At 47.2% G+C, this 24,128-nt stretch carries 21 protein-coding genes; 3 read left to right on the top strand and 18 right to left on the bottom strand.

The window, feature by feature from the left end:
- Nucleotides 1-335 precede the first annotated feature (335 nt).
- Complete coding sequence (locus QNJ26_22050) at nt 336-794, top strand: SoxR reducing system RseC family protein (GenBank protein ID MDJ0988237.1); 459 nt, start codon at nt 336-338, stop codon at nt 792-794.
- Nucleotides 795-797: 3 nt separating this feature from the next.
- Nucleotides 798-2,324, top strand: a complete 1,527-nt coding sequence (locus QNJ26_22045) for a multicopper oxidase domain-containing protein (GenBank protein MDJ0988236.1) — start codon at nt 798-800, stop codon at nt 2,322-2,324.
- A gap of 61 nt (nt 2,325-2,385) precedes the next feature.
- Here QNJ26_22045 and QNJ26_22040 read toward each other — a convergent pair whose 3' ends face one another.
- From QNJ26_22040 to QNJ26_21965, 16 genes are all read right to left on the bottom strand, one after another.
- Nucleotides 2,386-2,784 carry a cytochrome c gene (locus QNJ26_22040; protein MDJ0988235.1) on the bottom strand — a complete coding sequence of 133 codons (399 nt, stop codon included), beginning with the start codon at nt 2,782-2,784 and terminating at the stop codon, nt 2,386-2,388.
- Between the two features lie 14 nt (nt 2,785-2,798).
- On the bottom strand, nt 2,799-3,410 hold the full coding sequence (locus QNJ26_22035; GenBank protein MDJ0988234.1) for a cytidylate kinase-like family protein: 612 nt from the start codon (nt 3,408-3,410) through the stop codon (nt 2,799-2,801).
- 209 nt (nt 3,411-3,619) lie between these two features.
- On the bottom strand, nt 3,620-4,504 hold the full coding sequence (locus QNJ26_22030; protein MDJ0988233.1) for a universal stress protein: 885 nt from the start codon (nt 4,502-4,504) through the stop codon (nt 3,620-3,622).
- A gap of 43 nt (nt 4,505-4,547) precedes the next feature.
- Nucleotides 4,548-4,940, bottom strand: a complete 393-nt coding sequence (locus QNJ26_22025) for a response regulator (protein ID MDJ0988232.1) — start codon at nt 4,938-4,940, stop codon at nt 4,548-4,550.
- 220 nt (nt 4,941-5,160) lie between these two features.
- The gene (locus QNJ26_22020) at nt 5,161-6,681 is read right to left on the bottom strand and encodes a response regulator (protein MDJ0988231.1); all 1,521 of its coding nucleotides are present in this window, start codon (nt 6,679-6,681) and stop codon (nt 5,161-5,163) included.
- A 7-nt stretch (nt 6,682-6,688) separates the two neighbouring features.
- Complete coding sequence (locus tag QNJ26_22015) at nt 6,689-9,214, bottom strand: PAS domain S-box protein (protein MDJ0988230.1); 2,526 nt, start codon at nt 9,212-9,214, stop codon at nt 6,689-6,691.
- 249 nt (nt 9,215-9,463) lie between these two features.
- Nucleotides 9,464-11,023, bottom strand: a complete 1,560-nt coding sequence (locus tag QNJ26_22010) for a sodium:proton antiporter (protein ID MDJ0988229.1) — start codon at nt 11,021-11,023, stop codon at nt 9,464-9,466.
- 240 nt (nt 11,024-11,263) lie between these two features.
- The gene (locus tag QNJ26_22005; GenBank protein MDJ0988228.1) at nt 11,264-12,157 is read right to left on the bottom strand and encodes a phosphatidylglycerol lysyltransferase domain-containing protein; all 894 of its coding nucleotides are present in this window, start codon (nt 12,155-12,157) and stop codon (nt 11,264-11,266) included.
- Nucleotides 12,158-12,380: 223 nt separating this feature from the next.
- Nucleotides 12,381-12,986: a flavodoxin family protein gene (locus QNJ26_22000; GenBank protein MDJ0988227.1), complete on the bottom strand. Its 606-nt coding sequence runs from the start codon at nt 12,984-12,986 to the stop codon at nt 12,381-12,383.
- 130 nt (nt 12,987-13,116) lie between these two features.
- On the bottom strand, nt 13,117-13,911 hold the full coding sequence (locus tag QNJ26_21995) for an exodeoxyribonuclease III (GenBank protein MDJ0988226.1): 795 nt from the start codon (nt 13,909-13,911) through the stop codon (nt 13,117-13,119).
- Nucleotides 13,912-14,162: 251 nt separating this feature from the next.
- Nucleotides 14,163-14,705: a hypothetical protein gene (locus QNJ26_21990; GenBank protein ID MDJ0988225.1), complete on the bottom strand. Its 543-nt coding sequence runs from the start codon at nt 14,703-14,705 to the stop codon at nt 14,163-14,165.
- Nucleotides 14,706-15,051: 346 nt separating this feature from the next.
- Nucleotides 15,052-15,954 carry a TIGR01777 family oxidoreductase gene (locus QNJ26_21985; protein MDJ0988224.1) on the bottom strand — a complete coding sequence of 301 codons (903 nt, stop codon included), beginning with the start codon at nt 15,952-15,954 and terminating at the stop codon, nt 15,052-15,054.
- 121 nt (nt 15,955-16,075) lie between these two features.
- A complete protein-coding gene (locus QNJ26_21980) occupies nt 16,076-16,477 on the bottom strand; it encodes a transcriptional repressor (protein ID MDJ0988223.1) in 402 nt (133 codons plus the stop codon).
- Nucleotides 16,478-16,501: 24 nt separating this feature from the next.
- Entirely contained in the window at nt 16,502-17,686 is a 1,185-nt protein-coding gene (locus QNJ26_21975) for a citrate/2-methylcitrate synthase (protein MDJ0988222.1), read from the bottom strand.
- Between the two features lie 236 nt (nt 17,687-17,922).
- Entirely contained in the window at nt 17,923-18,255 is a 333-nt protein-coding gene (locus QNJ26_21970) for a ferredoxin-thioredoxin reductase catalytic domain-containing protein (protein ID MDJ0988221.1), read from the bottom strand.
- Entirely contained in the window at nt 18,255-18,509 is a 255-nt protein-coding gene (locus tag QNJ26_21965; protein MDJ0988220.1) for a glutaredoxin family protein, read from the bottom strand. The genes QNJ26_21970 and QNJ26_21965 overlap by 1 nt, the downstream gene beginning before the upstream one ends.
- 935 nt (nt 18,510-19,444) lie before the next feature.
- On the opposite strand from QNJ26_21965, the gene cooS reads away from it, so the two are divergent.
- A complete protein-coding gene (gene cooS / locus QNJ26_21960; GenBank protein MDJ0988219.1) occupies nt 19,445-21,421 on the top strand; it encodes an anaerobic carbon-monoxide dehydrogenase catalytic subunit in 1,977 nt (658 codons plus the stop codon).
- 312 nt (nt 21,422-21,733) lie between these two features.
- On the opposite strand, the gene QNJ26_21955 is transcribed toward cooS, so the two are convergent.
- The gene (locus QNJ26_21955; protein ID MDJ0988218.1) at nt 21,734-22,834 is read right to left on the bottom strand and encodes a transporter substrate-binding domain-containing protein; all 1,101 of its coding nucleotides are present in this window, start codon (nt 22,832-22,834) and stop codon (nt 21,734-21,736) included.
- 130 nt (nt 22,835-22,964) lie between these two features.
- A complete protein-coding gene (locus tag QNJ26_21950) occupies nt 22,965-23,816 on the bottom strand; it encodes a hypothetical protein (GenBank protein ID MDJ0988217.1) in 852 nt (283 codons plus the stop codon).
- Nucleotides 23,817-24,128: the final 312 nt, after the last annotated feature.

The following is a 24,128-nucleotide window of genomic DNA, read 5'->3' as shown; positions in this document are numbered from 1 at the left end:
CCTTGCAAAAACCACCTGTAAATTTGGTTCATAATCTGGTCATCATTTAAAATCTAAGATATGCCACAATGTGGTATCTGTCAACTCGGCATCCTTCCAATTATATATTGTATAATTAATTACTTGTGGATTATTATATAATAAAAAATACAGGTAATTTTTTGGTGTGGTCTGAGCTCCAGAAAAGCTGATTGAGCATTCATTCAACGGTAGACAAATTAAAAAATCATATTGAAAACAGTCTGATCGTTCATACCTTACAGTAAGGTTCGGTTGGCTGTGTTAAATAAGCGCATCGCCTCCCCTTAAACTGTATTGCGTTAGTGAGGTATATTATGTCTGCCGAGCGCGGCATCGTTGAACGTGTGGAACCGGGCTGGGCCTGGGTCAAAACCAAACGCTCCAGCGCCTGTTCCAGTTGCGGCAGCCGCCATCATTGCCTGACTCAGGGCAGTGACCAAATGGTGGTTAAAGCTCAAAATACCGCCCGGGCCAAAAAAGGCGATGAGGTTGAGTTGTATCTGAGCTCAAAGACAAAGCTTAAAGGCACCGCAATCGTTTATCTCATTCCCGTTTTGGGAATTTTTGTCGGCGCCTTTTCAGCCGATCCGCTTTCAGCAGCCATTGGCTTGAATCCATCTGTGGGAATGGCCTTGTTTACATTGGCCGGACTGATTTCGTCAATTTTTCTATTGCGCTACCTGGCCAGCCGCATGGATGCCCAGCAGGACCTGATCCCCTCGGTCAGGCGGGTGGTCTTCAGGGCACGGCCAACGCCCATCAAAAGGATTTAACATATGATCAATCGACGCCAATTTTTATATCTGGCCGGCGCAGGTGCCGCAAATTTACTAAACGTCCATGCACTGCCATTTACAAAAGCCGCAGGTGCCGCATCGGATAGAGCCGCTTTTTCGCCTGATGTAGAGCTGTCCTTGACAGCGTCGCCATCTGAGGTTCAAATTTTTCCGGGTCAGCCCACAACCGTATGGCAATATAGCGGGGAAGTGATCAAAGGCGATCCCAACTGCCTCACCCATCTGAAACAATCTTATTTAGGACCCATCATTCGCGTTCGCCAGCACCAGAAAGTTCGCATTCAATTTCAAAACAGCCTTCCAGCCACCAGTATCATCCACTGGCATGGCCTGCATGTCCCGGCCCGGATGGATGGCCATCCCAAGGATGTCATTGCCGCAGGGCAAACCTTCACGTATGAATTTGAGGTTTTAAATCGCGCCGGCACCTACTGGTACCACCCCCATCCGCACGGCCGTACCGGTCACCAGGTTTACGGCGGCCTGGCAGGGCTATTTTTTGTTTCCGACGATGAGGAAGAAAAGTTAAATTTACCCGCGAATGAATTGGACATTTCCCTGGTTATCCAGGATCGCGCATTTAATCGCGACAACCAACTGGTATATTTGCCGCGGGGAATGCACGACAGCATGACGGGCATGCTGGGCGATCGCATCTGTGTCAACGGTAAGCCTGACTTTGAGCTGGCGGTCAAAACCAGAGCCTATCGATTGCGCATTTTAAACGGCTCCAATTCCCGGATCTACAAACTGGCCTGGAGTAACGGCACGCCTTTGACTGTTATTGCAACCGATGGTGGCCTGCTGGAAAAGCCTATCGAGAAAAAATATGTCATCATAGGTCCGGCTGAGCGCATCGAGCTGTGGGCTGATTTCAGCAACTATCCGGTCGGCACATCACTTGAACTGGTCAGCAAATATTTTGAAGCCGCTATGCAGGGAAGTGCCATGGGACCGCGCAGGGGCATGATGGCCGGTGAGAGTTTGCCCAATGGCGCACCCTTCAGTGTCTTCAAAATCAATGTGACCAAAAAGGAAAGAGAATCCCGCTCGCTACCGCAAAAACTGTCTACCATCGAACGCTATCAGCTGCAAGATGCCGATAACGCCAATAGCCCGAGGCAATTTTCTTTTTTCATGCGCCATATGCATGGACTTATCAACGGACGCACCTTTAACATGCAGGAGGTCGCCGATGATGAAAGGATCCGGCTCAATTCTACCGAGCTGTGGGAATTGGCCAACGATGACCAGCGCATGGGAATGATGATGCCCATGCCCCATCCGGTGCACCTGCACGGCAAGCAGTTTCAAGTCATCGAGCGCAGAGGGACGCATCACAGCGGTTACGTGGATGATGGCTGGAAAGATACGGTTTTGCTGATGCCGGGTGAACGCGCCCGCATTGTGACGAATTTTACCGATTATAAGGGATTATTTTTATACCATTGCCACATTCTGGAGCACGGGGATATGGGGATGATGCGCAATTATCTGATAAGCTAAGTATATTATGGAAAGGCGACGCTCAGAGCTATTACCTGAATTTTGCACGAAAAATCAGGTATTATTTTTTTAAGTTCTGAATAAAATGCGTTAATTCCCAGATTTGAGTCTCCGTCAATTGGTCTTTAAAAGCCGGCATCGCACCGCGACCGTTGGCGATCTTCCAGGCAAAATCACCGTCGGTATGGTGGCCGGCACGTGCTGCCAGATCGGCAGGCTTGGGATTTAAGGCCGCGGCTAAGGGACCGTCACCTTGACCGTTTGTTCCGTGACAATGAGCACAGGATTGTTCAAATAACTTTTGGCCCCGTTCGATAGCAGCAGCATCCTCTGGCACTGGATTAGGGCGTTGAGCCGCTTCCTCAGGGGCATTCCATTCGTGAGCCAACAATGCCGCGGGAATCAAAACAATGGTCGCCCACGTCCAGAAACCTTTTATAAAATTCAGTTTCCGACCCATATTATTTCCTTGTTCTATTCATTAACGCGGTTGCACACAATTTGCTTAGCTTCTTCCAGGCTGACCTTGCTCATATTCAGCACCAGATGATACAGAAAAGGATCATCATAATCGGTTTTGCCGAGCTTTTGATAAAGCGTCTTGCGGCGTTTGTCTTCACCTCTGATCAACCGCGTGGCGCGACTTTCTGACAATTCATAATTTTTTTGCATAAAGCGCACCCGGTTTTCAAATTCATCGATCATCAGAATATGGAAGGCTTCCGGATGGTCATCCAGGATATATTGGCTACCGCGCCCTAAAATGACCACATCGCCTTCATCGGCAATCTGGGCAATGATGAGCACCAAGTAGTCAAGGTATATGGTCTCATCAATATAGCCGCGCTCACCTTTTAAGATTTTGTCCACCAGCGGTCGCGACACCATCCGGGAAACAAACCGCGAAAGCTTGCCGCCGGCTTCATTTTCCACCGTTTCCACCCAGTGGGTGGACACATTGGCCATTTCCGCTACCTTGGCAACGATTTCACTATCGGCAAATTCATATCCCAGCTCGTTGGCGACCATTTTGCCCAACGTTTTACCGCCGGAGCCAAATTGTCGGGAGATGGTGATTACAGCCATCGATCCTCCTATAAAATCGGTTGAGCCGGTTGAGCCCGTTAGCCAGTTAGCCGGTTAGCCCGAAATAAAATAGACCTCTTTTTTTTACGGGCCCAACGGGCTCAACTGGCAAACCGGATAACCGAATAACGCGATCTACCGATTGAAAAAAAATTAATTTAGATCCTATTCTTGCAACAATACTAAACCGTCTAAGCTGATGCTTAGCGTTATTCCTGCGCTTTTTCAGGTGGAACCAGCAGGGTCGGATAAATGGATTCTTCGGCAATCTTGCGGGGTGTGCTGCCGAGAAACTTTTCGACCCAGGCGGCTTTTGCCGAGGAGCCTAAAACAATCATGGTGGCCTGACAGTCCTTGGCCGCCTTTTCGATTTCTTCATCCGGATCGCCGATATAAACATGCTCGCGGGCTTTGATCCCGGCCGCTTCAAGGCTTTCACAGATGTCATCCAGCTTATCGCGCGCTTCTTTACGTGTTTTTTGGATGGCCATGGCGGAGGGGCCTTTCAGGGCTTTTTCATCCGCCACGTGCACAAGGTGAACTTCCTGTACGGTTTCGTTTAATGCTTTTATATACTCAACCGCGCGCAGACTGCCAGGCGACCAGTCGATGGCCAGCAGTGGCCTTTCAAAAGGCTCTTCAACAGATATGGTGGTCTCCGAAAGCTGCTTGTAAACCAGCACCGGCGTATAGGCCCGGCGCAACAACTCGGTCACATCCGAACCCGAATACAGGTGTTCAAGAACCCCCTTGTGAGAACGCCCGATAACGATCAGATCCGCATCCTCCTTGCGGGTGGCTTTGATCACCTCGGGCACCAGGCTTCCGACCACAATGTAGACACCAACTTCCATCCCCTGCTCAAAAAGATTTTCCGCCCAGTCGATAAACCGGATATTGGCCGCTTCCCGCAAACGGATCTCTTCTTCTTTCTGGTAGCCCTTGCCCCGACGCATGGCTACCCGGTCCCGTTCGATGACATTCACAAACACCACATGCTCAAGTGCACTTTTTCTTAAACTGAGCAGCGACCGTAAGGCATCAAATCCCAACTCTTCAAATTTGGTCACAAAAAGCAGTTTCTTAATTTCCATGCCGTCCATACCTCTTGCTTGGTTTTTCAGAGTAAAACCGGATTTAGCCCAGCACTTTCTTGATCACATCCGCCAGTTCATCGGGCTCAACCGGTTTTTCCAGATAGATCTCCGGCTCCGGAATTTCCGCACCGCCAAATTCGGTCAAAGCCTTTTGCGATCGCATAAACGTCTTTTTGGCAATCCCGGAAAGGATGATGACTTTCACGTCCTTTAAGGCTTTTGATGTTTTCAATTCCCGATACAATCGTACCCCGCTCTGGCGCGGCATTAATACATCGAGGATGACCAGATCCGGTTTTTCGGCTTTGATCTTTTTAAGACCGCTTTCGCCGTCTTCAGCCTCGATCGGCGTATAGCCGTTTTCCTCAAGAACGGTTACACTAAACAGCCGCACATCCGGATCATCGTCTACGACCAGAACTTTTTGACTCATAGTATTGTTCCTCCTTCATCACCGGGTTGAAACCCGGTTTCAGGTTCCAAGGTTCAGGGTTCGGTGGTTCATGGTTAAGGCATAATGTGTCCTAATAAATTTCTCGGCTTATTTTGTTATCGGTTGTTCTAACCTCTAAACTCTTGAACATTGAACCTTTGAACCTGTTAACTGACCCCCTTAAGTTATTGTTACTAACCAATAAGCAGAAAATTGGTCATTAGTCTGTTGAAGACTGCTGATAGGGTATCCGCACAGTAAAGGTCGTGCCTTTGCCGGGCTTGGATTTTACATTAATGCTGCCGTTATGCTCTTCGATCAACTTACGGGTGACCATCAGTCCCAATCCGGTTCCGCGGTGGCCCTTGGTGCTGAAAAAAGACGTAAACAGTTTTTTAACGACCGCTTCATCCATGCCGAGGCCGTTGTCGCTGATCTCGAATTGGATAACGTTATCTTTTTCATGGATTGTTTTCAAGGTAACCTGGAAATTTTTACTGGTGTCTTCATCAAACAGGCAGGCGTCCACCGCATTGGTCATCAAATTCAGTAAGATTTCATGAACGCTGTTGGGGTCCATTAAAACCTCACCTATTGAGTCGTCAAAATTCCTGACCAATTTGACGTTGTTTTCGCTGGCCTTATCCTCAACCAGTGCGCACACATCATCGGCAATCTGGTTAGGCAAACAGGTTTCGAACTCCGGCTCGCGCGCCTTGGAATATGAAAGCAGATCCATCACCAGATTCGATGTGCGCCCGATGTTGCGCTTGATCATATCCCAGCCTTTTTTAAGCTTTTCGGATTCATCTTTTTTGATGCCGATATCCACCAAGTAGCTGCCGCCTTTGAGCCCGTGTAGAATGTTTTTAATCCCGTGCGCCAGCCCTGCAACCGTTTGGCCGACAGCCGCCAGGCGCTCGGAATTGAGCAATTCTTTTTCAAGCCGCTTGATTTCTCTCAAATCCTGGAAAAAAGCCACAGTGCCCACCGGTTTGTCGCCTTCGAGCAAAATAGTGCTTGAGGACCGCACTGGAATCTGTTGGCCATCTTTGCAGATAATCGTCGTTTCTTTCCAGGCCAGGTTTTTGATATTATTTTTACCTTTTAAGGCAGCCTCCAAATCCTCAACCAACTCCCCCGGAAACAAATCACCGGCCTTCATTTTATTGATGGTTTCAGAAGGGCTATAACCGAAGATCTCCCTGGCAGTGGGATTGTAAATCACGATATTCAAATCCCTGTCGGTGGCGACAATACCATCGTTTGAGCTGCGAATCAGATTAATCTGGAAATTGGAGCGCCGACGCACCTCCCGGGTGGCCTCATCCACCTTTCTTTCAAGATCGGTGGTGTATTCTTTGAGCTGCTGTTTGAGGTCAAATTTTTCGCGCGCGCGTATCAGCGCAATCGCCAGGGCCTCGTCTCTGACCGGTTTGTTGATAAAGTCAGATGCACCATGCTTGAGGGCCTCGATGGCATTTTCGATGTCGCCGTGGCCGGTAATGATAATCACCTCGGCATCGGGATTACGTTCTTTTACTTTTTTTAAAACTTCAATACCGTCCATACCGGGCATTTTAATATCGGTGATGACAATATCCGGTTTTTCTTCTTCAAAGGCGGCGACACCTTCGGTGCCATTGGCAGCGGTGACCACAGCATAGCCATCGGCTTTCAGGGACATGGACAGAACCCGCAGAATGTCGGGTTCATCGTCGATGAGCAATAATTTATCCATTGCACATTTATCGTTCAGATGCTTGTGGAAATTTTAGGGTAAACGTCGTGCCCTTACCAACCTCACTTTCGATATCAATGGACCCTTTGTAATCCTGGATGATCCCGTAACTGATGCTGACGCCCAAGCCAGTGCCTTTGCCGACTTTTTTGGTGGTATAAAAAGGTTCAAAAATTTTATTTTTTACCTCTTCACTCATCCCGATGCCGGTATCGGTTACCTTAACGCACACCCGGCCGTTTTCAGCAAAGGATTTAATGGTCAGATGTTTTGCTTTATCGCTGATATCCGGCCGATCGTCTTTTTCGTCCATGGCATCAATGGCGTTTGATACCAGGTTGATAAACACCTGCTCCAGGCGGTTGTGCTCGGCCAGAATATTCGGAATATCGACATCCAGATCCAGCGTGACGTCAACATCGTGAACTTTCAATTGATGCCCCAGGACTTTAAATACATCGTTAATCGGATCGTTGATGTTCACCCGGGTGCGAACAGGCTCGGATTGGCGCGCAAAATCCCGCACGTGTTTGATCACTCCGCTGGCGCGCTCAACATTGGCCACAATATCATTGGCCATTGAGCGCATATCGTCATCTTCAATTTTTTGACCGCGATTGAGCATCTTAAGAAAAAAATCGGCACACACCTGGATCACATTCAGGGGCTGGTTGATTTCATGGGCCATACCGGCGGCCATCACACCCAGGGTGGTCATTTTACCGGCCTGAATCAACTGGGTTTCTTTCTCGACCACTTCGGTGATATCGGTTGTGGCGGCCAAAATCACATCCGCCCTGCCGTATTTGGCATAGCTGATATTGATATTGACGAAAAACGGTTTGCCGTCTTTGCGATAATGCCGCTTTTTGGTGAACAACAAGGATTCGTTTTCCGTAAGCTTATTCAGGCCCTCAGCCAGCTCTTCATCGTTTTCGTCCCCCAGCTGCAGAAAGGGAGTTCTCAATAATTCGTCCGGCGAATAACCGTAACTGTCCTGGGCGCGTTGATTCATATCCAGGATTTTAAAAGTGTTGCGGCTGAGAATAAAAATCGGATGCGGATCGCTGTTGAACAGCGTGCGATACTTTTCCTCGGATTTGATGTATTGATCCTGCAAGGTCGCGTTTTCAATAGCAGCCCCAATGCGATTACCGATCAACTCCAACACATTTTTAAGGTCACGGGTAAAGTGACCGGGCTCTTTGCTGCCGATACGAATAACGCCAAAAGCGCCCCGCTCCTTGCTGCTGACGGGAATATAAGCCAGCGACACCAGCTTTTCTTCTTCTAAAAGACAGATCTCATCCGGGCAGTCATCGGGCAGATCCTCGTAAATCATAAATTCATTGGTATCGGCTACCCGTTGAATGACGCTGTTCTCATCGGCTGCCTGTATTTTCTGGTATACCTGTTCGGACAACCCCTCGCAGTATCGCAGATGAAATTTACCGTCATCTTCCATTAAATAAATGCAAAGGCCGTCAGCGGCCAAAAAATCCATGACTTCCTGAACGGACTGGTTGATTCTTTGATCCAGATCCGCGGGGGCATTTAACACCGTATAAATCGAGCACAGCGTCGTCAACTCCCGGGTGTGCTGTTCACGCTCTTCTTCGGCCTTCTTATCTTCGGTCTTGTCCCAGAGGGTTTCAATGGCGCCGACGATGGTTCCATCCGGCCCTTTAATAGGGGCTGCCGTAAACCAGCACCACTTGCCGCTTTCCCCCAGGCGGGGAAAAAATACTTCAGCTTCATAGGCCTCTTCAATCAATGCGGATTTGCGCCATTGTTCGCCGTAGAGTTTTTTGATTTCATCTTCGCCGATTTGGTCTAAAATAACATCGGCCATGGTCGGCCGTTCTTCGCCCCAGAAAGGGGTTGACGGCCGGGTGGTCCCTACCATTGTGGCCGCTTGCACACCCGTCAGATTTTCTAAGGCTTTGTTCCAGTGGGTAACGACATGATCCTTATTGAGCACAAAGGTGGGGATGGTACTGCCTTCGATGATTTGAGACAGGGCTCTTTCACTTTTGATAAATCCTTTTTCAATCTCAACGTAGCGCTCGCCGCGCTCTCGGATTACGCTTGCCAGGCGGTCGGCAAATTGTTCGAACAACCGGTCGATATCCGCAGCATCAAAGTTGTTATGACGCAGCTCTTTTAGCGCGGTTCGCTTTTCGGCTTCCACCTGCAGCGCGCTCCAGACGTTGCGCGCCGTAACGTGATCAATGAGCTCAACACCGGCGGGTTTTTCCTTTTTGATAATGCCTGGCAGCTCCGTATCTGCGGTCAGCTCTAACAGGAGCTGCAAATCCTTTAGCGCATAAAGCTCACGGTAATCAGTTGTCGAATAAATCCCCTTTTCTTTGGCATAACGCCACCCTTTGGCCTGCTGATTGATGTCAGCAACGCCCAGAATGGTCGGGCGGCTATTATCAAATGGCTCGCTGGACAGCAGTTGAAGCAGCTTTTTACAAAAATTGCCGCCACCCACAATGGCGATATTGGATTTGAGCAGTTTGTCTATCACGTAACCTCTCTACATTTTCAAGCTCTTACTACCACCACGAAGAGCACGAAGATACACGAAGGCTTTTTAAAATTTATATTTTCTTCGTGTCCTTCGCGTACTTCGTGGTAGAAAAATTCATCTCTTTAGGTTTATGATGCTCACTTTCACACCACAAAGAGCACGAAGATCACAAAGGATAAATCTTGGCTTTTATTGTTTACTTCGTGTCCTTCGTGTGCTTCGTGGTAAAGAATTTATTTCGTCCAGTTAAAAGAACACCAGCGTTACGATCACAAAAGTTGGAACCAAAAATACCAGCGAATATTTAATAATATAGCCAAAAAAGCTCGGCATGGGCGTTCCGGCCTCTTCGGAAATCGAGCGCACCATAAAGTTGGGTGCATTGCCGATATAGCTGCAGGCACCAAAAAAGACCGCCCCGGCCGAAATGGCCGCCAGATAAATCGCATTTTCGGTCATCAACAGCGGCACCGCCTGGGCCTCTGTAGCCCCGGGATAAAATGCACCCAGGGCGCTGTTGAAAAAGGTCAGGTAGGTCGGGGCATTGTCAAGAAAGGCCGACAGGCCACCGGTCACCCAGAAATAATGCACCGGCTCGGTGACACCGTTAACCAAAAATGCCAGCGCGCCTTCAGAGCCGGATTTTAAGATCAGCAGGCAGGGAATCATGGTGATAAAGATGCCGATAAACAAATAGGCCACTTCAATAATCGGAAACCAGGTAAAATCATTATCATCTCGAATCTGCATGGGTGTGGTCACCAGTGATAGAACACCCATAAGTATCAATAGGCCATCTCTGACCCAGTCCTGCACTGCCCGATGAATGCCCAGCGTGTTGACTTCACCCCAATCCACGATGCCGCTCATTAAAACCGCTCCGACAATACCGGCTAAAAATATAAAATTACGTATGCCTTCAAGTTTGAGCGGTTCGTCAACATCTTCGCCTTCGGGCGGGCAAACCGCCTCCTTGCGATAATAATATGTATCTAAAATAAAATAGATCACCAGCAGGATGATGACAACCAGCACCATGTGGGGCAGGATCTTGAAGGTCCAGAAAAAGGATACGCCGTGCAAGAAACCCAAAAACAGCGGCGGATCGCCCAGTGGAGTTAAAGAGCCGCCAACATTGGCCACCAGGAAGATGAAAAATACCACCATAAAGGTGCGGTTTTTGCGATAATTGTTGGCCCGCAGAAAGGGTCGGATCAGCAGCATGGCAGCCCCGGTAGTTCCCATCCAGGAGGCCAGCAGGGTGCCGATGATCAGTATGGTCACATTGACCAGCGGTGTCCCGCGTAGGGTCCCGCGCAGTAAAATGCCGCCGGAAACCGTGTACAACGACCACAGCAAAATGATAAAGGGCACATAATCAGCCAGAATAATATGCAGGATCTCATACAGCGCCGCGCCTTTAAAAATGATCAGAAACGGGACGGCCAGAGTGGCGGCCCAGAATCCGGAAATTTTACCAAAATGATGATGCCAGAAATCCGGTAAAATCAATGGGAACAGTGCAATGGACAGTAAAATACAGGCAAAGGGAATACAGCTCCACAGGGGCAAATATTTACCGATATTTTCATGCCCATGATGAGCGTCAGCCTGTTCATGAGATGCGGATGTACTGTGTGAGCCCTGCGGGGCTGAAGAGCTGTTCGCGTGTTCAGAAGATCCGGCGCTTGCGGGTTCTGAATGTTTGGGTTGCGAGGCGCTGGCTGCGCCAATGGTAAAGAAAAAAACAATTGAAAATAAAAACAGGAGTCGCAAAACAGCCGTCTTATCTCTCAGCATTTTCATCAAGATCTTTCCCCGCTGTCTAAATCGTAATCGTTATATCATCTGAAATAAGATGTCCGGCCCAGCCATCCACCATCTGTCTATAGCTGACAAACAAGGGATTTATCATAGTGCTTGTGGCATCTGATTGCTGGAATCCTATCACTCTCCTAAATGTGTTTTTTGGGACGGAATACCGTAGGTGCTTTGCTGATCTGAAGGTGTCACGTTATCAGAGTCTTTGATGTTTTAAAACTATTTTTAAGCAAATGTACCGTTCATCGTGACGCGATATTTGCGTATGTAATCTTCTGGATGGTAAGATAGTTTGGCTTTGCGCAGCCCTTCGTCATTTAAATCCTGTTCCCGATTGACTAACGTATATTGAGCAGCCGAATTGGCCAGAAACAATTGATTGATGGCCTGGTAGATCCCTTTGTACTGGGTATCGCCTTTTTCAAAATGAATTAGCAGCATATCTTGGGTTAACGGCTCGGCGACCGTATAGGCGACCATGGAATCTTCCACCATCAGGGCACCGCCGAACAAACCGGCCAGTTGTTTCCATTCTTTTAGAATTTTGAAAATAGCGCGATTTTCAGAAGAAAGGATATCGGATGACTCGCAATCGCGCCAGGTGCACCAATCGGTTTGCATGGCCATGGCCTGCTCTACCATCTCGGCGCCGAACGGAAGGTAGGTAAAATCGTACTTGCGATTGAATTGATTGACCAGGTTCTTTTTTTTATGATAGCGCTTGCCTTTGAGCTCGATTAAGTCCGCCACCCGATACACATAATCCCAGTTGCCCCTTTCTTCAGCAACTTGGATTTCCTGCGATAGTTGTTCCCGCCATAGATTGACCAGCATTTCCGGTACCCGCGTAAGCGCAGAATTCAAGGGAGGATTGGTGTTCAGGCGACTTTGCCAGTCAACCGCATCCCAGGAGCCGACAGGCGCCCACAGGTATTCTTCAGGTTGGCTTTGCCGGATCCAGACCAGCTCCTCATCCCAAGCCCAGCGCAACTCATATTCTTCCGCCCAGCCCCAGATATTCAAGAAGCTGTAATCCGATGCAATCTGAGGACATTGCGCCAACAGGATCAGGTAATCTTCCTGGTGGTCAAGAGTGATAGATTCAAAATTTAAGTTCATCAATGGGTTCTAATTTTCCTTGAGGTTTATTCTGATTTTTTGGCTTCTTGTGCCTGTAAGGTTTCAGGTGTCAGGTTTCGGGTGTCAGCGTTTAAAAGTTCCGCCGCAGGCGGTTCACGTTTCAGGTGTCGGGTTTCAAAAAAAATAAGTAATGCAGAATCTGATGATTTTCATCAGCTTTATAATCCTGACACCTGACACCTGACACCTGAACACTGACACCTCAGCCATCGAACTCATTTTCGATGGCTGAGGTGAACTGTTTGCCGGCCTCATATGCCTCCTCAAGATATTCGGGATGTTTCAAAACATCATCCTGGAAATCAAGCTGGCGGTATAAAAGCGATTTCCAAAGTTCCATATCCAGGACATCAAAAAAATATCTAATGGTCAGCAGCATCCCATCAAAAAGCTTTTTGCCCTTGGTGGCACCAACGGAGATAAACAGCCCCTTGCGGGTGTTAACCAGTTGGTCCGCGGGCTTTTTATCAACCCAGTATTTTTTAACCCACAGGGATTGAAAGCGGTCCATCAGGATCTTGGTGTGAGAGCTGACGGTATAAAAAAAGACCGGCGATGCCAGCATCAACCCCTGGGATTCCAGGATTTTATCACGCACCGTCTGAAAATCATCCTTGATGGCACATTCTCCGGCTTGCAGGCATCCGTAAATTTCGACGCAAGGCGACAGTTTAAGATCACGCAGCACAATTTCTTCGACATCTGCGCCGGCATCCCGCGCCCCGGCAACCGCTTTTTTAAGCAATGCGGCGGTATTTCCCTTGCGCCGCGGACTGCCGTAAAGCGCAACTATTTTTGGTTTTTCCATTGCCTCCTCAAATTCAGCATCGATTCAACACATACAAGGATCTCTTACCTTGGCGAGTTAGCCGATTGGCCGGTTTACCGTTAGCCGGTTATAAATCGGTGAATTCAATTTTAACGGGCTCAACCAAATTTTATATTTCTAAAATGAGCCCAATCGGACAATGATCGGAACCGAAAATTTCATTGTCAATAAAAGCCTCTTTGATCCAGCCTTTTTTGATAATATCGTCGGTTACAAAAAAATAATCAATGCGCCAGCCGATGTTGCGATCTCTGGCTTTAAATCGATACGTCCACCACGAGTATTTTACGGTGTCCGGGTAAAGATGTCTGAAAGTGTCGACATAGCCGTTTTGGACAATACGGTCCAGCCAATCCCGCTCTATTCTTAAAAAGCCGGAAGTCTTTTCATTGGACTTGGGATTTTTCAAATCGATTTCGTTGTGGGCCGTATTGTAGTCACCGGTAATAATCAGGCTGCGGCCTTGTTTTTTGTACGAATTGGTATATTCAAAAAACTTTTCGTAAAAATCAAGCTTATACTGCAGCCTTTCATCGCTCATCTGACCGTTGGGAAAGTACACATTAAAAAAGATGAAATCGCCAACATCCAATTCGACAATGCGACCTTCCTGATCAAATTCAGCAATCCCCAGCTCAGTATTAACACGTTTGGGCTGAATGCGCGAATAAGTGCCGACGCCGCTGTAGCCTTTTTTTACAGTTGCATGTGACCAGCAGGATTCATAGCCAGCAATGTTGATCATCTCATCGGTCAGCTGGTTTCCCTGGATTTTGGTCTCCTGAATGGCGAATATATCCGCATCTATCTGCTGAAACAATGCGAAAAAATCTTTTTTAATAACGGCGCGCAGCCCGTTGACATTCCAGGAAATGAGCTTGATCCGCTTCTTCTTTTTCGCCATCTCTATAATCCTTTAGCCATCACGATTGAAAAGCATCACATGAATCTTAAATTCAGAGTAGGCCGGAAATGCTTTTTTTTTGAAAAGCGATATCCTTATCAAACACCGAGACGTTCAGAAATGCCCCAATACTTGGGCTTAATGGTACTCCGTTATCAATCTTGCTCAATAAAGGTTTAAGCCCAAATATAGGGGCATCTGGTATAAGGTAATTGATATCGCTTTGAGAAAAATGGCATTTCCGGTGATTATCATTCACCCAGCAATCCGTTCACTTTCTGCAGGATGTCACTATTTCCGATCCTGCCCAGAGCCTCCTTAATGGACCGCAGGCATTCGCGGATGATGGCGGTTTTGGGCCGCGATGAGCTTAGCTGGGCATCGATGGTTTTTAAATCGGCCATCATTTCCGACAATCCGTCATAATCAAGTCCCAGGTTGCCGGTTTGACTTTTAAGTGTATCGGTTAGCTGTTCAACCGCCTGGCAACTGGGCGCATCCATAATCGGCTGATCGCTCAGCTTGCTGGAGGTATCGCCTGTTGGCAGTGAACCTCCCATCAAACCTTTAACTTCAGCAGCTCCTTCGGCACTGATGCCAATGCCGCCGGACAAGGTCCGTATTTCCGCCAACTGCAGTCCAATTAGGGTTTCCGCCACCCGGCCACTGGTTTCATGGTCCATGCCCAAACCATCGCCGACATCATACATGGATACCTGCGCAGCTGTATCGCCGTTGGTTTGCTCAAACAGCTGAATCAAATATTGCTGACCGTTTTCATCCAGTTCACTCATCGCCATTGGTAACCTTTCATTGAATTTAAATGTTCACCACCCGCGATGCCCGGATTGATATTTTAAGCTGACCGCAGAGACGCAGAGTTCGCAGAGATATTTTTTTTCTTTTGCCGTTGAGAGGACGGCAAAAGAAAACCACTCAGCCGCTTCGCGGCAAATTTCTTACCTTAAAATTATCCATAGGTGATATTGATAACGATACGTTTTTTACGGTATAAAAAATTATGACCGCGCCCGGAGGGCTTGGGTTTATTTCTTTTCGGCCTCTCACCGAAAAGAAATAAGAAAAATACCCTCTGCGAACTCTGCGTCTCTGTGGTGAAAAAGTAAAATCATCAAATCCTTATCCAGCCACAACTGCTTGAATAGCCGACTTGATGTCCGGATATTCAAACTTAAACCCGTGGTTCAAGAGTTTATCCGGAATCGTGCGCTGGCTGTCCAGCAGCACATTGCCGAATTCGCCAAGTACGGTGCGGATTATAAATGCCGGAGCCGGCATAAAGGCCGGTCGGCCCAGAACCTCACCCAGCGTTTTGGCCAGCTCGCGGTTGGTTATGGGATTGGGGGCACAAAAGTTAAGCGGTCCGTTGACTCCGGGCTGTTCGGCGATAAACACGATTGCTGCCATCAAATCCGTTAAATGCATCCAGGGAAACCATTGTGCGCCACTGCCGATGGGTCCGCCCACAAAAGATTTAAATGCCGGGATCATTTTAGAAAGTGCGCCGCCGCCTTTTCCCAAAATCACACCAAATCGCATCAACGCCACCCTGACGCCCTTTTCCGTCGCCCGCAAAGCTTCGGCTTCCCAGTCGATGGATACCGACGCTAAAAAATCATTCCCGGGTGTTTCGTCTTCTTTTAAGGTGTCATCACCACGGTTGCCGTAATATCCCGCCCCGGAGGCACTGCAAAGGACCACTTCTTTATCAGACGGCAGGGCATCGACCACATTGCGGGTGGTCAGAATGCGGCTGTCATAAATTTGTTTTTTATAACTTTCACTCCAGCGTTTAAAAATGGATTTTCCGGCCAGATTCACCACTAGATCGACATCACTTACCGCTTTTTGCCAGTCACCCGGCTGGGTGGTGTCTGCTGAAATATAGTGATACCTGTCGGCGGTTATCCGATTTTGATCTGCTGCGCGTCCAATTGCCACAACGGAGTGGTCTTTATCAAGGAGATAATCAGAAAGGTTGGCGCCTACGAATCCCAGGCCACCCGTGATCAGTATCTTCATGGGTCACCTCCTGTGAGAGAGTCAATATTTACCTGTAATCAAAAACAAAAATAAAAGCGGGCTGTTGGGCCCGCTAGTGAATATCTATAGAATTTTCCAGGATGCTCAAGAACGGTTTGCATCAGGCTTTGGAACTGTTTGAACAATAAGGACACAGACCGAAAAATTCTAGTCGATGCCCGAGTATTTCATATTCGGTGGGTGTCATGTCTGCCAGATCAATATCAAAATCTTGCGGCATGGGCACGTCAGCAATACGGTCGCAGCGGATACAGCGAATATGGAAATGCTCGGAAGGATTGCCGTCAAAACGTTTTAATGGTCCGGGTTCAAGCTTTCTGATTTCACCGGATTCAGACAGGACTTCCAGGTTGCGATAAACTGTGCCCAGGCTAATGCGCGGCAACCGTTTCCGAACCATTTCATAAACCTCATCCGCACTCGGATGGGTATTGACTTTGCGAAGCTCTTCTAATATGACCTGGCGCTGACGCGTCATCCGCTGGTTGGGATGTTTTTGCAAACTGTTTTGGCCTCCTGCAGTAAATTACCCTCTATCTTCGAGAGGTTCCAATTCACAGACATCCGGTCCGCAATAATCGCCGATATATTCTGATTCCGGGCGGTACAACATGGGTTTGGGTGCGGCACCGGCAAAATATTCTTCGATGACATGAGCCGTCCAGCCGGATACTCTTGATATCGCAAATACCGGTGTGAACAGGTCAATTGGAATTCCCATGGCATAATAAAGCGAAGCGCTATAAAAATCAACATTTACGTAAATATCTTTGTTTTTGCGCTTGCGAAATTCGGTTTTTCCTGTATTTTCTAACATTTGAGACATCTCAATCCATTTGGTCTCCCCGATGCGCTCCCCCATCCGTTTGGACATGGCAGATATGATATGGGCCCGGGGATCATCAGTGTCATAGACGGCATGCCCCAGTCCGAATATTACTTTGCCGGCGTCAAATTGTGCATTCACATAAGCTTCAACCTTGTCCGGAGAACCGATTTTTTTTAACATTTCCATAACCCGCATATTGGCGCCCCCATGAAGCTCTCCGGATAACGACCCAACCGCAGCGCCGACCGAGGCATACATGTGCGCCCGGGTGGAAGCAACCTCGCGGGCCGCAAAGGTAGACGCGTTAAAAGAGTGCTCAGCGTGCAGCACCAGGCAGACATCCATAAAACGGCCCACTTCTTCATCCGGCTCCTCGCCTTTGAGCATATAAAGAAAATTGGCGGCATGACCCAGCTTGGGAGACGGTTTTATGGGTTCCTTATCGTTGCGAATTCGATCCCAGGCAGCCAGCAGGGTCGGAAATTTGGCGATCAGCCGAATGGCCATCCGCACAGCTGCTTCCTGTGTTTGATCGGTGATATCCGGATCATGATGGGCCAACAGGGAAACACCGGCCTGCAAAATATCCATCACCAGCGCGTTTTTCGGCCGTGTTTTTAGCGCATCAATTACTTCCGGCGGTATGTCTCTTTCTGCTGCCAGCTGCTCCTTAAACGCCTTTAATTCAGATGCATTGGGCAGTTTTTCAAAAAGCAATAGAAAGGCCGTTTCTTCAAAAGAGACATTATTGGCCAGATCCTGAATCAGATAGCCACGGTAAATTAATTTTCCGGCAGCGCCCTGGACGTCGCTGATGCGCGTATCGGCAATGACGACGCCTCGCAATCCCGTATTTAACATTGGTTTGCATTCATCTTCCATACATCACCTCTTCTTTTTCTTCCCCACAAAGGAATTGATCTAAAATCATTCGTTTATCTTTTAAAATGGATTTTGTAATCCAAATTGTCAAGAGGGAAATAGAATAAAATGAGCGGATTGGGGCTGATTCAGTGAAAGGCGTTGGTTTGGTTCGACGCGACCTGTCCGCCAACAAAAAGCCCCTGACCGGTTGAGGTTCACCGGACAGGGGCTGAAAGCTTAGCCAATATGCATCATCAGTATGGCATTTTTTCCGGCGGGCGGCGTTCGGGTACATATTCATGCGCTATTTTGCCGTCGTTCCAGTCCTGGGAAACGTAAAGGTTGCAGTAACAACTGCCGAACTCTTCGATATCCGGCACGCTGTAAACACAGGGGCAAAAAATATCGCGGTCCAATTCCTTGTCGCCCGAAAGCAAGCGGCAGGGACATCCCATGTAGCCGTAATTTTCCTTGTTGGCGATCAATGCTTCGAGCAACTCAAAGGTCCGCTCCTTGTCCTTGTTAAAAAAATAGCCTTTGGCTTCCTGTACTTTTTTCATTCGATCATAAAGTTCCTGTGGTGTCATCACATTCCCAGAGCCTCCTTAATTTCTTTTTCTTTGTAACCCACAACAACGGTTTCGCCGATGATGATGGTCGGAAACGAGCAGCGTGGATTAAATTTTTTAACATCCTCGATAATGGCCTTGCGCTCATCACCCTCAAGCTTATCCACATCGACAAATTCATATTTTATGGTGCATTCGCCCAGAAACTTTTTAGTGGCTTTGCAGTGGCTGCAGGTGCTCAAGGAATACATTTTAACTTTCGGCTGCGACATGAGAACATCCTTTCGTGATGTTGGATATGATGATCATCGGTTTTCAGAATTAGGCGCAATCAACAATTCGCTTGAAAATTCCGACCTGCCACACGTCGAAATTCAAAGAGTCTTGCAAAGTAGTACAAAATTATATTTATTTCAATTAGAAAATAAAAATACCTAATGGTTTACAATAATTGGGAGATATGGTGGGTTTATCCCAGAACCCATCTTCAATTGCTGCCAAACGTTAAATCAAATTCCATACCAAAACCACATAAACTGCCATAAGTTTAAAACTGATATAATTACAATCACTTAAAATATTTTCAAATATATCCTCATTTCTGGGCTTCCAAAATTGAGACGATTTGAGACACTTGAACGTTAACTATGGCGGTTGATGAACACAAAGCACCAACGGTTCCATCAATTGAATTGATAGAGTTGGACCTCCTATCGGTGCAAACGGTTGATTTACGGTCGGCTATGCTAGCCCAAAACGGCATCATCGTTTAAAAAGAGATGCGAATTTATAAATTTCAAAATAGCGTATGTCGTCTTTCGTCTCAGGCAAGATTTGAGACATACCTGTATCATAAGACAAAATTAGCAGTTATACGGAATCTGGTATCCGGTCGACCAGATACATAGAAAAAGCATCTAAAGAATAATATTATGCGATTCCAGCACCTTGCGCCACCCTACAGATTGTTTAAAAATGCTGTTGTTACATAAATCCTATTGGCATAAAATTTGCCAATAAACAGTTGATAAATCGGTTAAATTTTGCTTCTCTAAGGGCCTTGACAAAACCAAAGTTTTAGCTTATTGAGAATCATTACTATTTAATCACACCTTAATACAGTGTCCACATAAACTTTCAACATCTTCATTTGATGAAACTCAACCCAATTTAATTTTAATCCATCGTTTCAGAAGGGAGGATTTATATGCCAGACGAAAAAAAAGTGATTCCTAAAAAGAAACAGCTCGAGCCCAGAGAGCTCACCACCTGTGAAGCTACCGCTCAGATGCTCGCCAAGGCTCGCAATGACGGTGTCGAGCTCGCCTTTGATCGGGCGCAAAACATGAAAGCCTGTCCCATCGGGGCAGATTCAGCCTGCTGCAAGCATTGCTTTATGGGCCCCTGCCGGCTGAATGCCAAAGATCCATACGCAAAGGTGGGCGTGTGCGGTGCCACCATCGATACCATCATGTCGCGAAACTTTGCGCGTGCCGTTGCTGCCGGTTGTGCCGCCCACACCGACCACGGTATGGCCATGCTGGATTTATTCCGCGAGGTGCTGGAAGGCCACATCAAGGACTATGAGATCAAAAATGTCCAGAAATTGTATTACGTGGCTCAGGAAATGGGCATCGAAACCGAAGACCGCGAGGTCAAAGATATCGCTATGGATCTGTATAAGGAGCTGGAGCGGACCTATACCCAGGTCGATGGCGAGCTTCCGTTTGCCAAACGGGTTCCGGAAAAAACCCTGGAAACCTGGCGCAAGGAAGGTATTGTGCCCCGCGGTGCCATGCGTGAAATCATGGAGCTTATGCATCGATCTGCCATCGGCGTCGATCAGCATTACGCCAACATCACCAAGCAATGCAGCCGCACGGCCTTGGCCGACGGCTGGGGCGGTTCCATGGTGGCCACCGAGATCGCAGACATTTTATTCGGCACGCCGTCGCCGATTGCCATTGAGACCAACATGGGCGTCCTGAAAGAAGACCAGGTCAACATCATTGTTCACGGCCATGAGCCCAATCTGTTTGAATCCATGGTCGCATCGGTGGCCGAACCGACCCTGATACAGGCTGCCAAAGACGCCGGTGCCAAAGGCCTCAACCTGGTCGGGATGTGCTGCTCGGGTCTGGAAATGTTTTCACGCCACGGCACACCGCATGCCGGCAACTTCATGTCCACTGAGACCGTCCTGGTAACCGGTGCGGTGGATGCCATGGTGGTCGATGTGCAGTGTATCAAACAGGCACTGGCCCAGGTGGCGGAATGCTATAAGACCCAGTTGATCACCACCAATCCGCGCGCACGGATTGAAGGTGGCAAGCATATCGAATTTCACGAAGACAAACCCAAAGAATGCACCGATGAAATTGTCCTCCAGGCCATCGGGCGTTTTAAGAACCGGGGTGTGGAAGTGGAAATCCCCAACATCGTCAATACCGGTGTGCATGGCTTTTCCCATGAGTACATCAACTACATGCTGGGCGGAACCTTCCGCGCTTCCTACACGCCGCTGAATGACAACATCATCAACGGCCGCATCCGTGGAGTTGCCGGCGTGGTGGGATGCAACAACCCCCGCATGAAGCAGGATTATGTCCATGTCAATCTGGTCAAAGAGCTGATCAAAAACGACGTGCTGGTCGTTCAAACCGGATGTTCGCAGATTGCGCTGGCCAAAGCCGGGCTGACAACGCCTGAAGCGGCCCATCTGGCCGGTCCCGGCCTCAAGGAAGTCTGTGAAACGGTGGGTATGCCGCCGGTGCTGGGGTTAGGCGCATGTGTGGACAACAGCCGCATTCTGATCGCCTGTGCCGAAATGGTCAAAACCGGTGGTTTGGGCGACAGCATCGCCGATCTGCCGGTGGCCGGTTGCGCACCCGAGTACATGAGTGAAAAGGCCATCACCATCGGCCAGTACTTTGTGGCCTCCGGTGTGTTTACGGTCTTCGGGGTAACCTTCCCGATTGTCGAAGGTACCAAATTCCACAAGCACCTGTTTGAAGAGCTCGAAGAGCTGGGCATGGGCAAGTGGGGTTTTGCCACCGACCCGTTTGAAATTGCCAAAATGATGATCGCCCATATCGACAAGAAACGCAAAGCGCTGGGCATCGACAAGGCCCGCGAGCGCGTCCTGATGGATATGGCCGATCGCCGCGATATGGATGCAGCTTAAACCCACAAGCTGCTGTCTATAATAAAAAATGGGGCCCCAACCCGGGCCCCATTTTTATTCTGGATAACTTTGTACGCGCCATCAAATACGATTAACGTTTATTGAGATTGGGTATTCATAACCGAAATCCACAATCCAGCCAAAGTATGGATTGTGACCTCCAACATACATTCTTGGAAAGAAACTCAACCAGGGGATTTTTAGATTTGTGATACAAAATGGATATCGCAAGTTTTTCGGAGGTTCAAAACTTTGGATATGTTGGAGTAATCGCAGCTATCATTAAAGACATAGAATCAATATATCTAACTTTTATTTTCCTATATATTTGGCGAGCTCCTTACTCCACTCAGGACTTTCGCTGACAGACAGCAAAACTTGATTAATCTTTTCCAAGAGTGAATTTCCGTCGCGAAAAGCCAGTCCGTAGCTCTTGCCTGCGAATGCGAAAGGTAGAACTGAGAGCGACTTATATTTTCCTTCCGCTTGGGCGTCTCTGATATAGTATTTCAAGACAGCATCTTCGCCGACTACCGCATCTACATGGCCTGAATCAAGTGCCTCGACCAAATCTTCCCCATCCATGAAAATGCGCACCTTGATTCCTTGTTCCATTAGATACTCGAAAGCTGGTGAAGCTCTCACTGCACCTACTTTGATTTTAGCCAGGTCCTGAGGTCCTTTAATCTCTGAATGCATTTGGTCGAGGGTGAAGGCACTGGCAAGCAGGGCGGTAATGCTGGCAATCATCACTGTGCTACCTACCGCCAGCAGCGCTGCAATCGTCCGCCCACTTAGCGTCCTGAATTCATAATAGCGGATGGGGCCTGAAGTAACGAACAGCAGCCCAGTAATGAATGCTTCTAAAATCTTGCCTCTTTGGTTTTTCATTGAATAGAGCTTTTCATTGATGCGATGCTCCAACATAAAAAGAGTGCCACCGATTAAAATGGCCACACCAAAAATAATTCCTACGGCAATAAGCAGCTTCTTATTTAGTAATACATTCTTTATAGATTGCATAATACCATGCTGCTTTACAGCAATGGAAAGATGCGTATTAAAAAAGGAATGGGAAAAATCAATAATTTGTTCGCTGTCCTGCGTAATAGAGAGACACGAAACAGCAACATCCGCCTTGCCTTGGGCGACTGATTCTATCAGCTCTTCACGATCGAATTCCTCAATGTTGTACTGGAGCCCCAATTCTTCGGCTATTTTATCCCAGAGGAAAATGCTTATCCCTGAATAAGCGTTACTATCTTTAATGACGAAGGGTGGGCAAAGGCGCACTGCAACTCTTACTGGGCCCTCTGCCGATTGACCATAGAGTGTATAAGGTAGAGCCAACCAAAGCGTAAAAAAGAGAGGCGTATAAAATAAGACTATAGACCTGAATTTGGAGCACCACATGTAAATCACCTCAATATAAAATTCAAATCAGCCGATTACAGATTGAGAATATCACCAAAGTGGCGAACTTGTGATATCAATTCTATTTTTAAAATATCACTCCAATCGTCATTCTTGGGGCGATAATAAGCTATTCAGACAAATATCCCTTTCCATAATAAGGATAAATATTCAAATATGCTATCTTCTTGTATATTCCAGTACGATGGATATATGCTGGCAGACTATTGTCAATAATATATTCTTTCCCGTTTTTATCTGTATATGCACAAGCAACATGGTTTGGGCTGGTTGAGTTACCATGATAAACGGTGATCGCGTGTGCCTGATATCCAGCTTTTTTCAAACAATAGACACTAAATGCTGTATATAACCAGCATTCTCCTTGCTTTTTGCTGAAAATAATATGTGGGTTCTTATAATCCTCTATCGATCTTAACCTAATCCGTTTATAGGTAAAGTTTCTACTTATGTAGTAATCCAACAAGTCAGGGCTGTTTAATCGTTCCGTGACGTCACTAAAATTAGTCCATCGATCAGTACCGTCATACTCAAACCCTGATTTGTACCATGCCTCATTTAGCAATTCGCCAAGACTATAATGTGAAATATCAATTTGCTTTAACTTGTCATTTAACGCCAGCCAATAGAGGGCTTGCAGTGGTGAGCAAAATTTTCGTACATTTGGACGCCCCACATCATATATGCTTTCAAAAGCTGAATCGAAATCCTTTCTATTTTGGTCGTAGAACACACAAATTCGTTCCAATGCGAGTGCGTCTTTTTCAGAAATGCCATCTTGAATTTCGGGAATTTTACCAAATTCTTGTGCCAATAATGGATTGTGTTTTGCTAAATTATTAAACGTTGTTGGATATGATCCAGAATACGGTGTGTTAGGTTTAGTAGATGACGTGCATCCCCCAGCTAATATGAATAATAAAACAATCAATATACTAATATGATGGTATCGGACACTCATAGTAAGGGATTCACCTAAAAAAAAATAAAAGCTTAGCGTAGGTTCTCAACTTTGGATATATTGAGAATACATGAACTTTGCCGATTTTACAGATACATATCGAATATCGCAAGGTTTTTAGGGGGTTGGAATTTACGGATTTGTAGGAGCAAATTGTGACATTTTATTAAATTACAGGCTTTCAAAAGGTTGATTTCCATCATCTATTTTGCGGCTTTTCTCCGATTTCGTTCTTTAATGATAATTTCTAGCTCTTTACTCATTTGACCTGCAATTGCTGTATTTTCTTCTGCCCGTCTGGCCAAATAGGGT

This window comes from Desulfobacterales bacterium (assembly GCA_030066985.1).
Taxonomy (GTDB): domain Bacteria; phylum Desulfobacterota; class Desulfobacteria; order Desulfobacterales; family JAHEIW01; genus JAHEIW01.
The sequence above is the reverse complement of the archived record's forward strand: the minus strand, read 5'-3'. Positions and strand labels throughout refer to the sequence as shown.

Bases quoted from the DNA above. Each gene is read 5' to 3' on its own strand.
- QNJ26_22000 (MDJ0988227.1), bottom strand. From the start codon at position 12,986: ATGGAAAAACCAAAAATAGTTGCGCTTTACGGCAGTCCGCGGCGCAAG.
- QNJ26_21995 (MDJ0988226.1), bottom strand. From the start codon at position 13,911: ATGGCGAAAAAGAAGAAGCGGATCAAGCTCATTTCCTGGAATGTCAAC.
- QNJ26_21970 (MDJ0988221.1), bottom strand. From the start codon at position 18,255: ATGACACCACAGGAACTTTATGATCGAATGAAAAAAGTACAGGAAGCC.
- QNJ26_22045 (MDJ0988236.1), top strand. From the start codon at position 798: ATGATCAATCGACGCCAATTTTTATATCTGGCCGGCGCAGGTGCCGCA.
- QNJ26_21950 (MDJ0988217.1), bottom strand. From the start codon at position 23,816: ATGAGTGTCCGATACCATCATATTAGTATATTGATTGTTTTATTATTC.
- QNJ26_22040 (MDJ0988235.1), bottom strand. From the start codon at position 2,784: ATGGGTCGGAAACTGAATTTTATAAAAGGTTTCTGGACGTGGGCGACC.
- QNJ26_21975 (MDJ0988222.1), bottom strand. From the start codon at position 17,686: ATGGAAGATGAATGCAAACCAATGTTAAATACGGGATTGCGAGGCGTC.
- QNJ26_22005 (MDJ0988228.1), bottom strand. From the start codon at position 12,157: ATGAACTTAAATTTTGAATCTATCACTCTTGACCACCAGGAAGATTAC.
- QNJ26_21965 (MDJ0988220.1), bottom strand. From the start codon at position 18,509: ATGTCGCAGCCGAAAGTTAAAATGTATTCCTTGAGCACCTGCAGCCAC.
- QNJ26_22025 (MDJ0988232.1), bottom strand. From the start codon at position 4,940: ATGAGTCAAAAAGTTCTGGTCGTAGACGATGATCCGGATGTGCGGCTG.
- QNJ26_22030 (MDJ0988233.1), bottom strand. From the start codon at position 4,504: ATGGAAATTAAGAAACTGCTTTTTGTGACCAAATTTGAAGAGTTGGGA.
- QNJ26_21990 (MDJ0988225.1), bottom strand. From the start codon at position 14,705: ATGAGTGAACTGGATGAAAACGGTCAGCAATATTTGATTCAGCTGTTT.
- QNJ26_22050 (MDJ0988237.1), top strand. From the start codon at position 336: ATGTCTGCCGAGCGCGGCATCGTTGAACGTGTGGAACCGGGCTGGGCC.
- QNJ26_21955 (MDJ0988218.1), bottom strand. From the start codon at position 22,834: ATGTGGTGCTCCAAATTCAGGTCTATAGTCTTATTTTATACGCCTCTC.
- cooS (MDJ0988219.1), top strand. From the start codon at position 19,445: ATGCCAGACGAAAAAAAAGTGATTCCTAAAAAGAAACAGCTCGAGCCC.
- QNJ26_22020 (MDJ0988231.1), bottom strand. From the start codon at position 6,681: ATGGATAAATTATTGCTCATCGACGATGAACCCGACATTCTGCGGGTT.
- QNJ26_21985 (MDJ0988224.1), bottom strand. From the start codon at position 15,954: ATGAAGATACTGATCACGGGTGGCCTGGGATTCGTAGGCGCCAACCTT.
- QNJ26_22035 (MDJ0988234.1), bottom strand. From the start codon at position 3,410: ATGGCTGTAATCACCATCTCCCGACAATTTGGCTCCGGCGGTAAAACG.
- QNJ26_22010 (MDJ0988229.1), bottom strand. From the start codon at position 11,023: ATGAAAATGCTGAGAGATAAGACGGCTGTTTTGCGACTCCTGTTTTTA.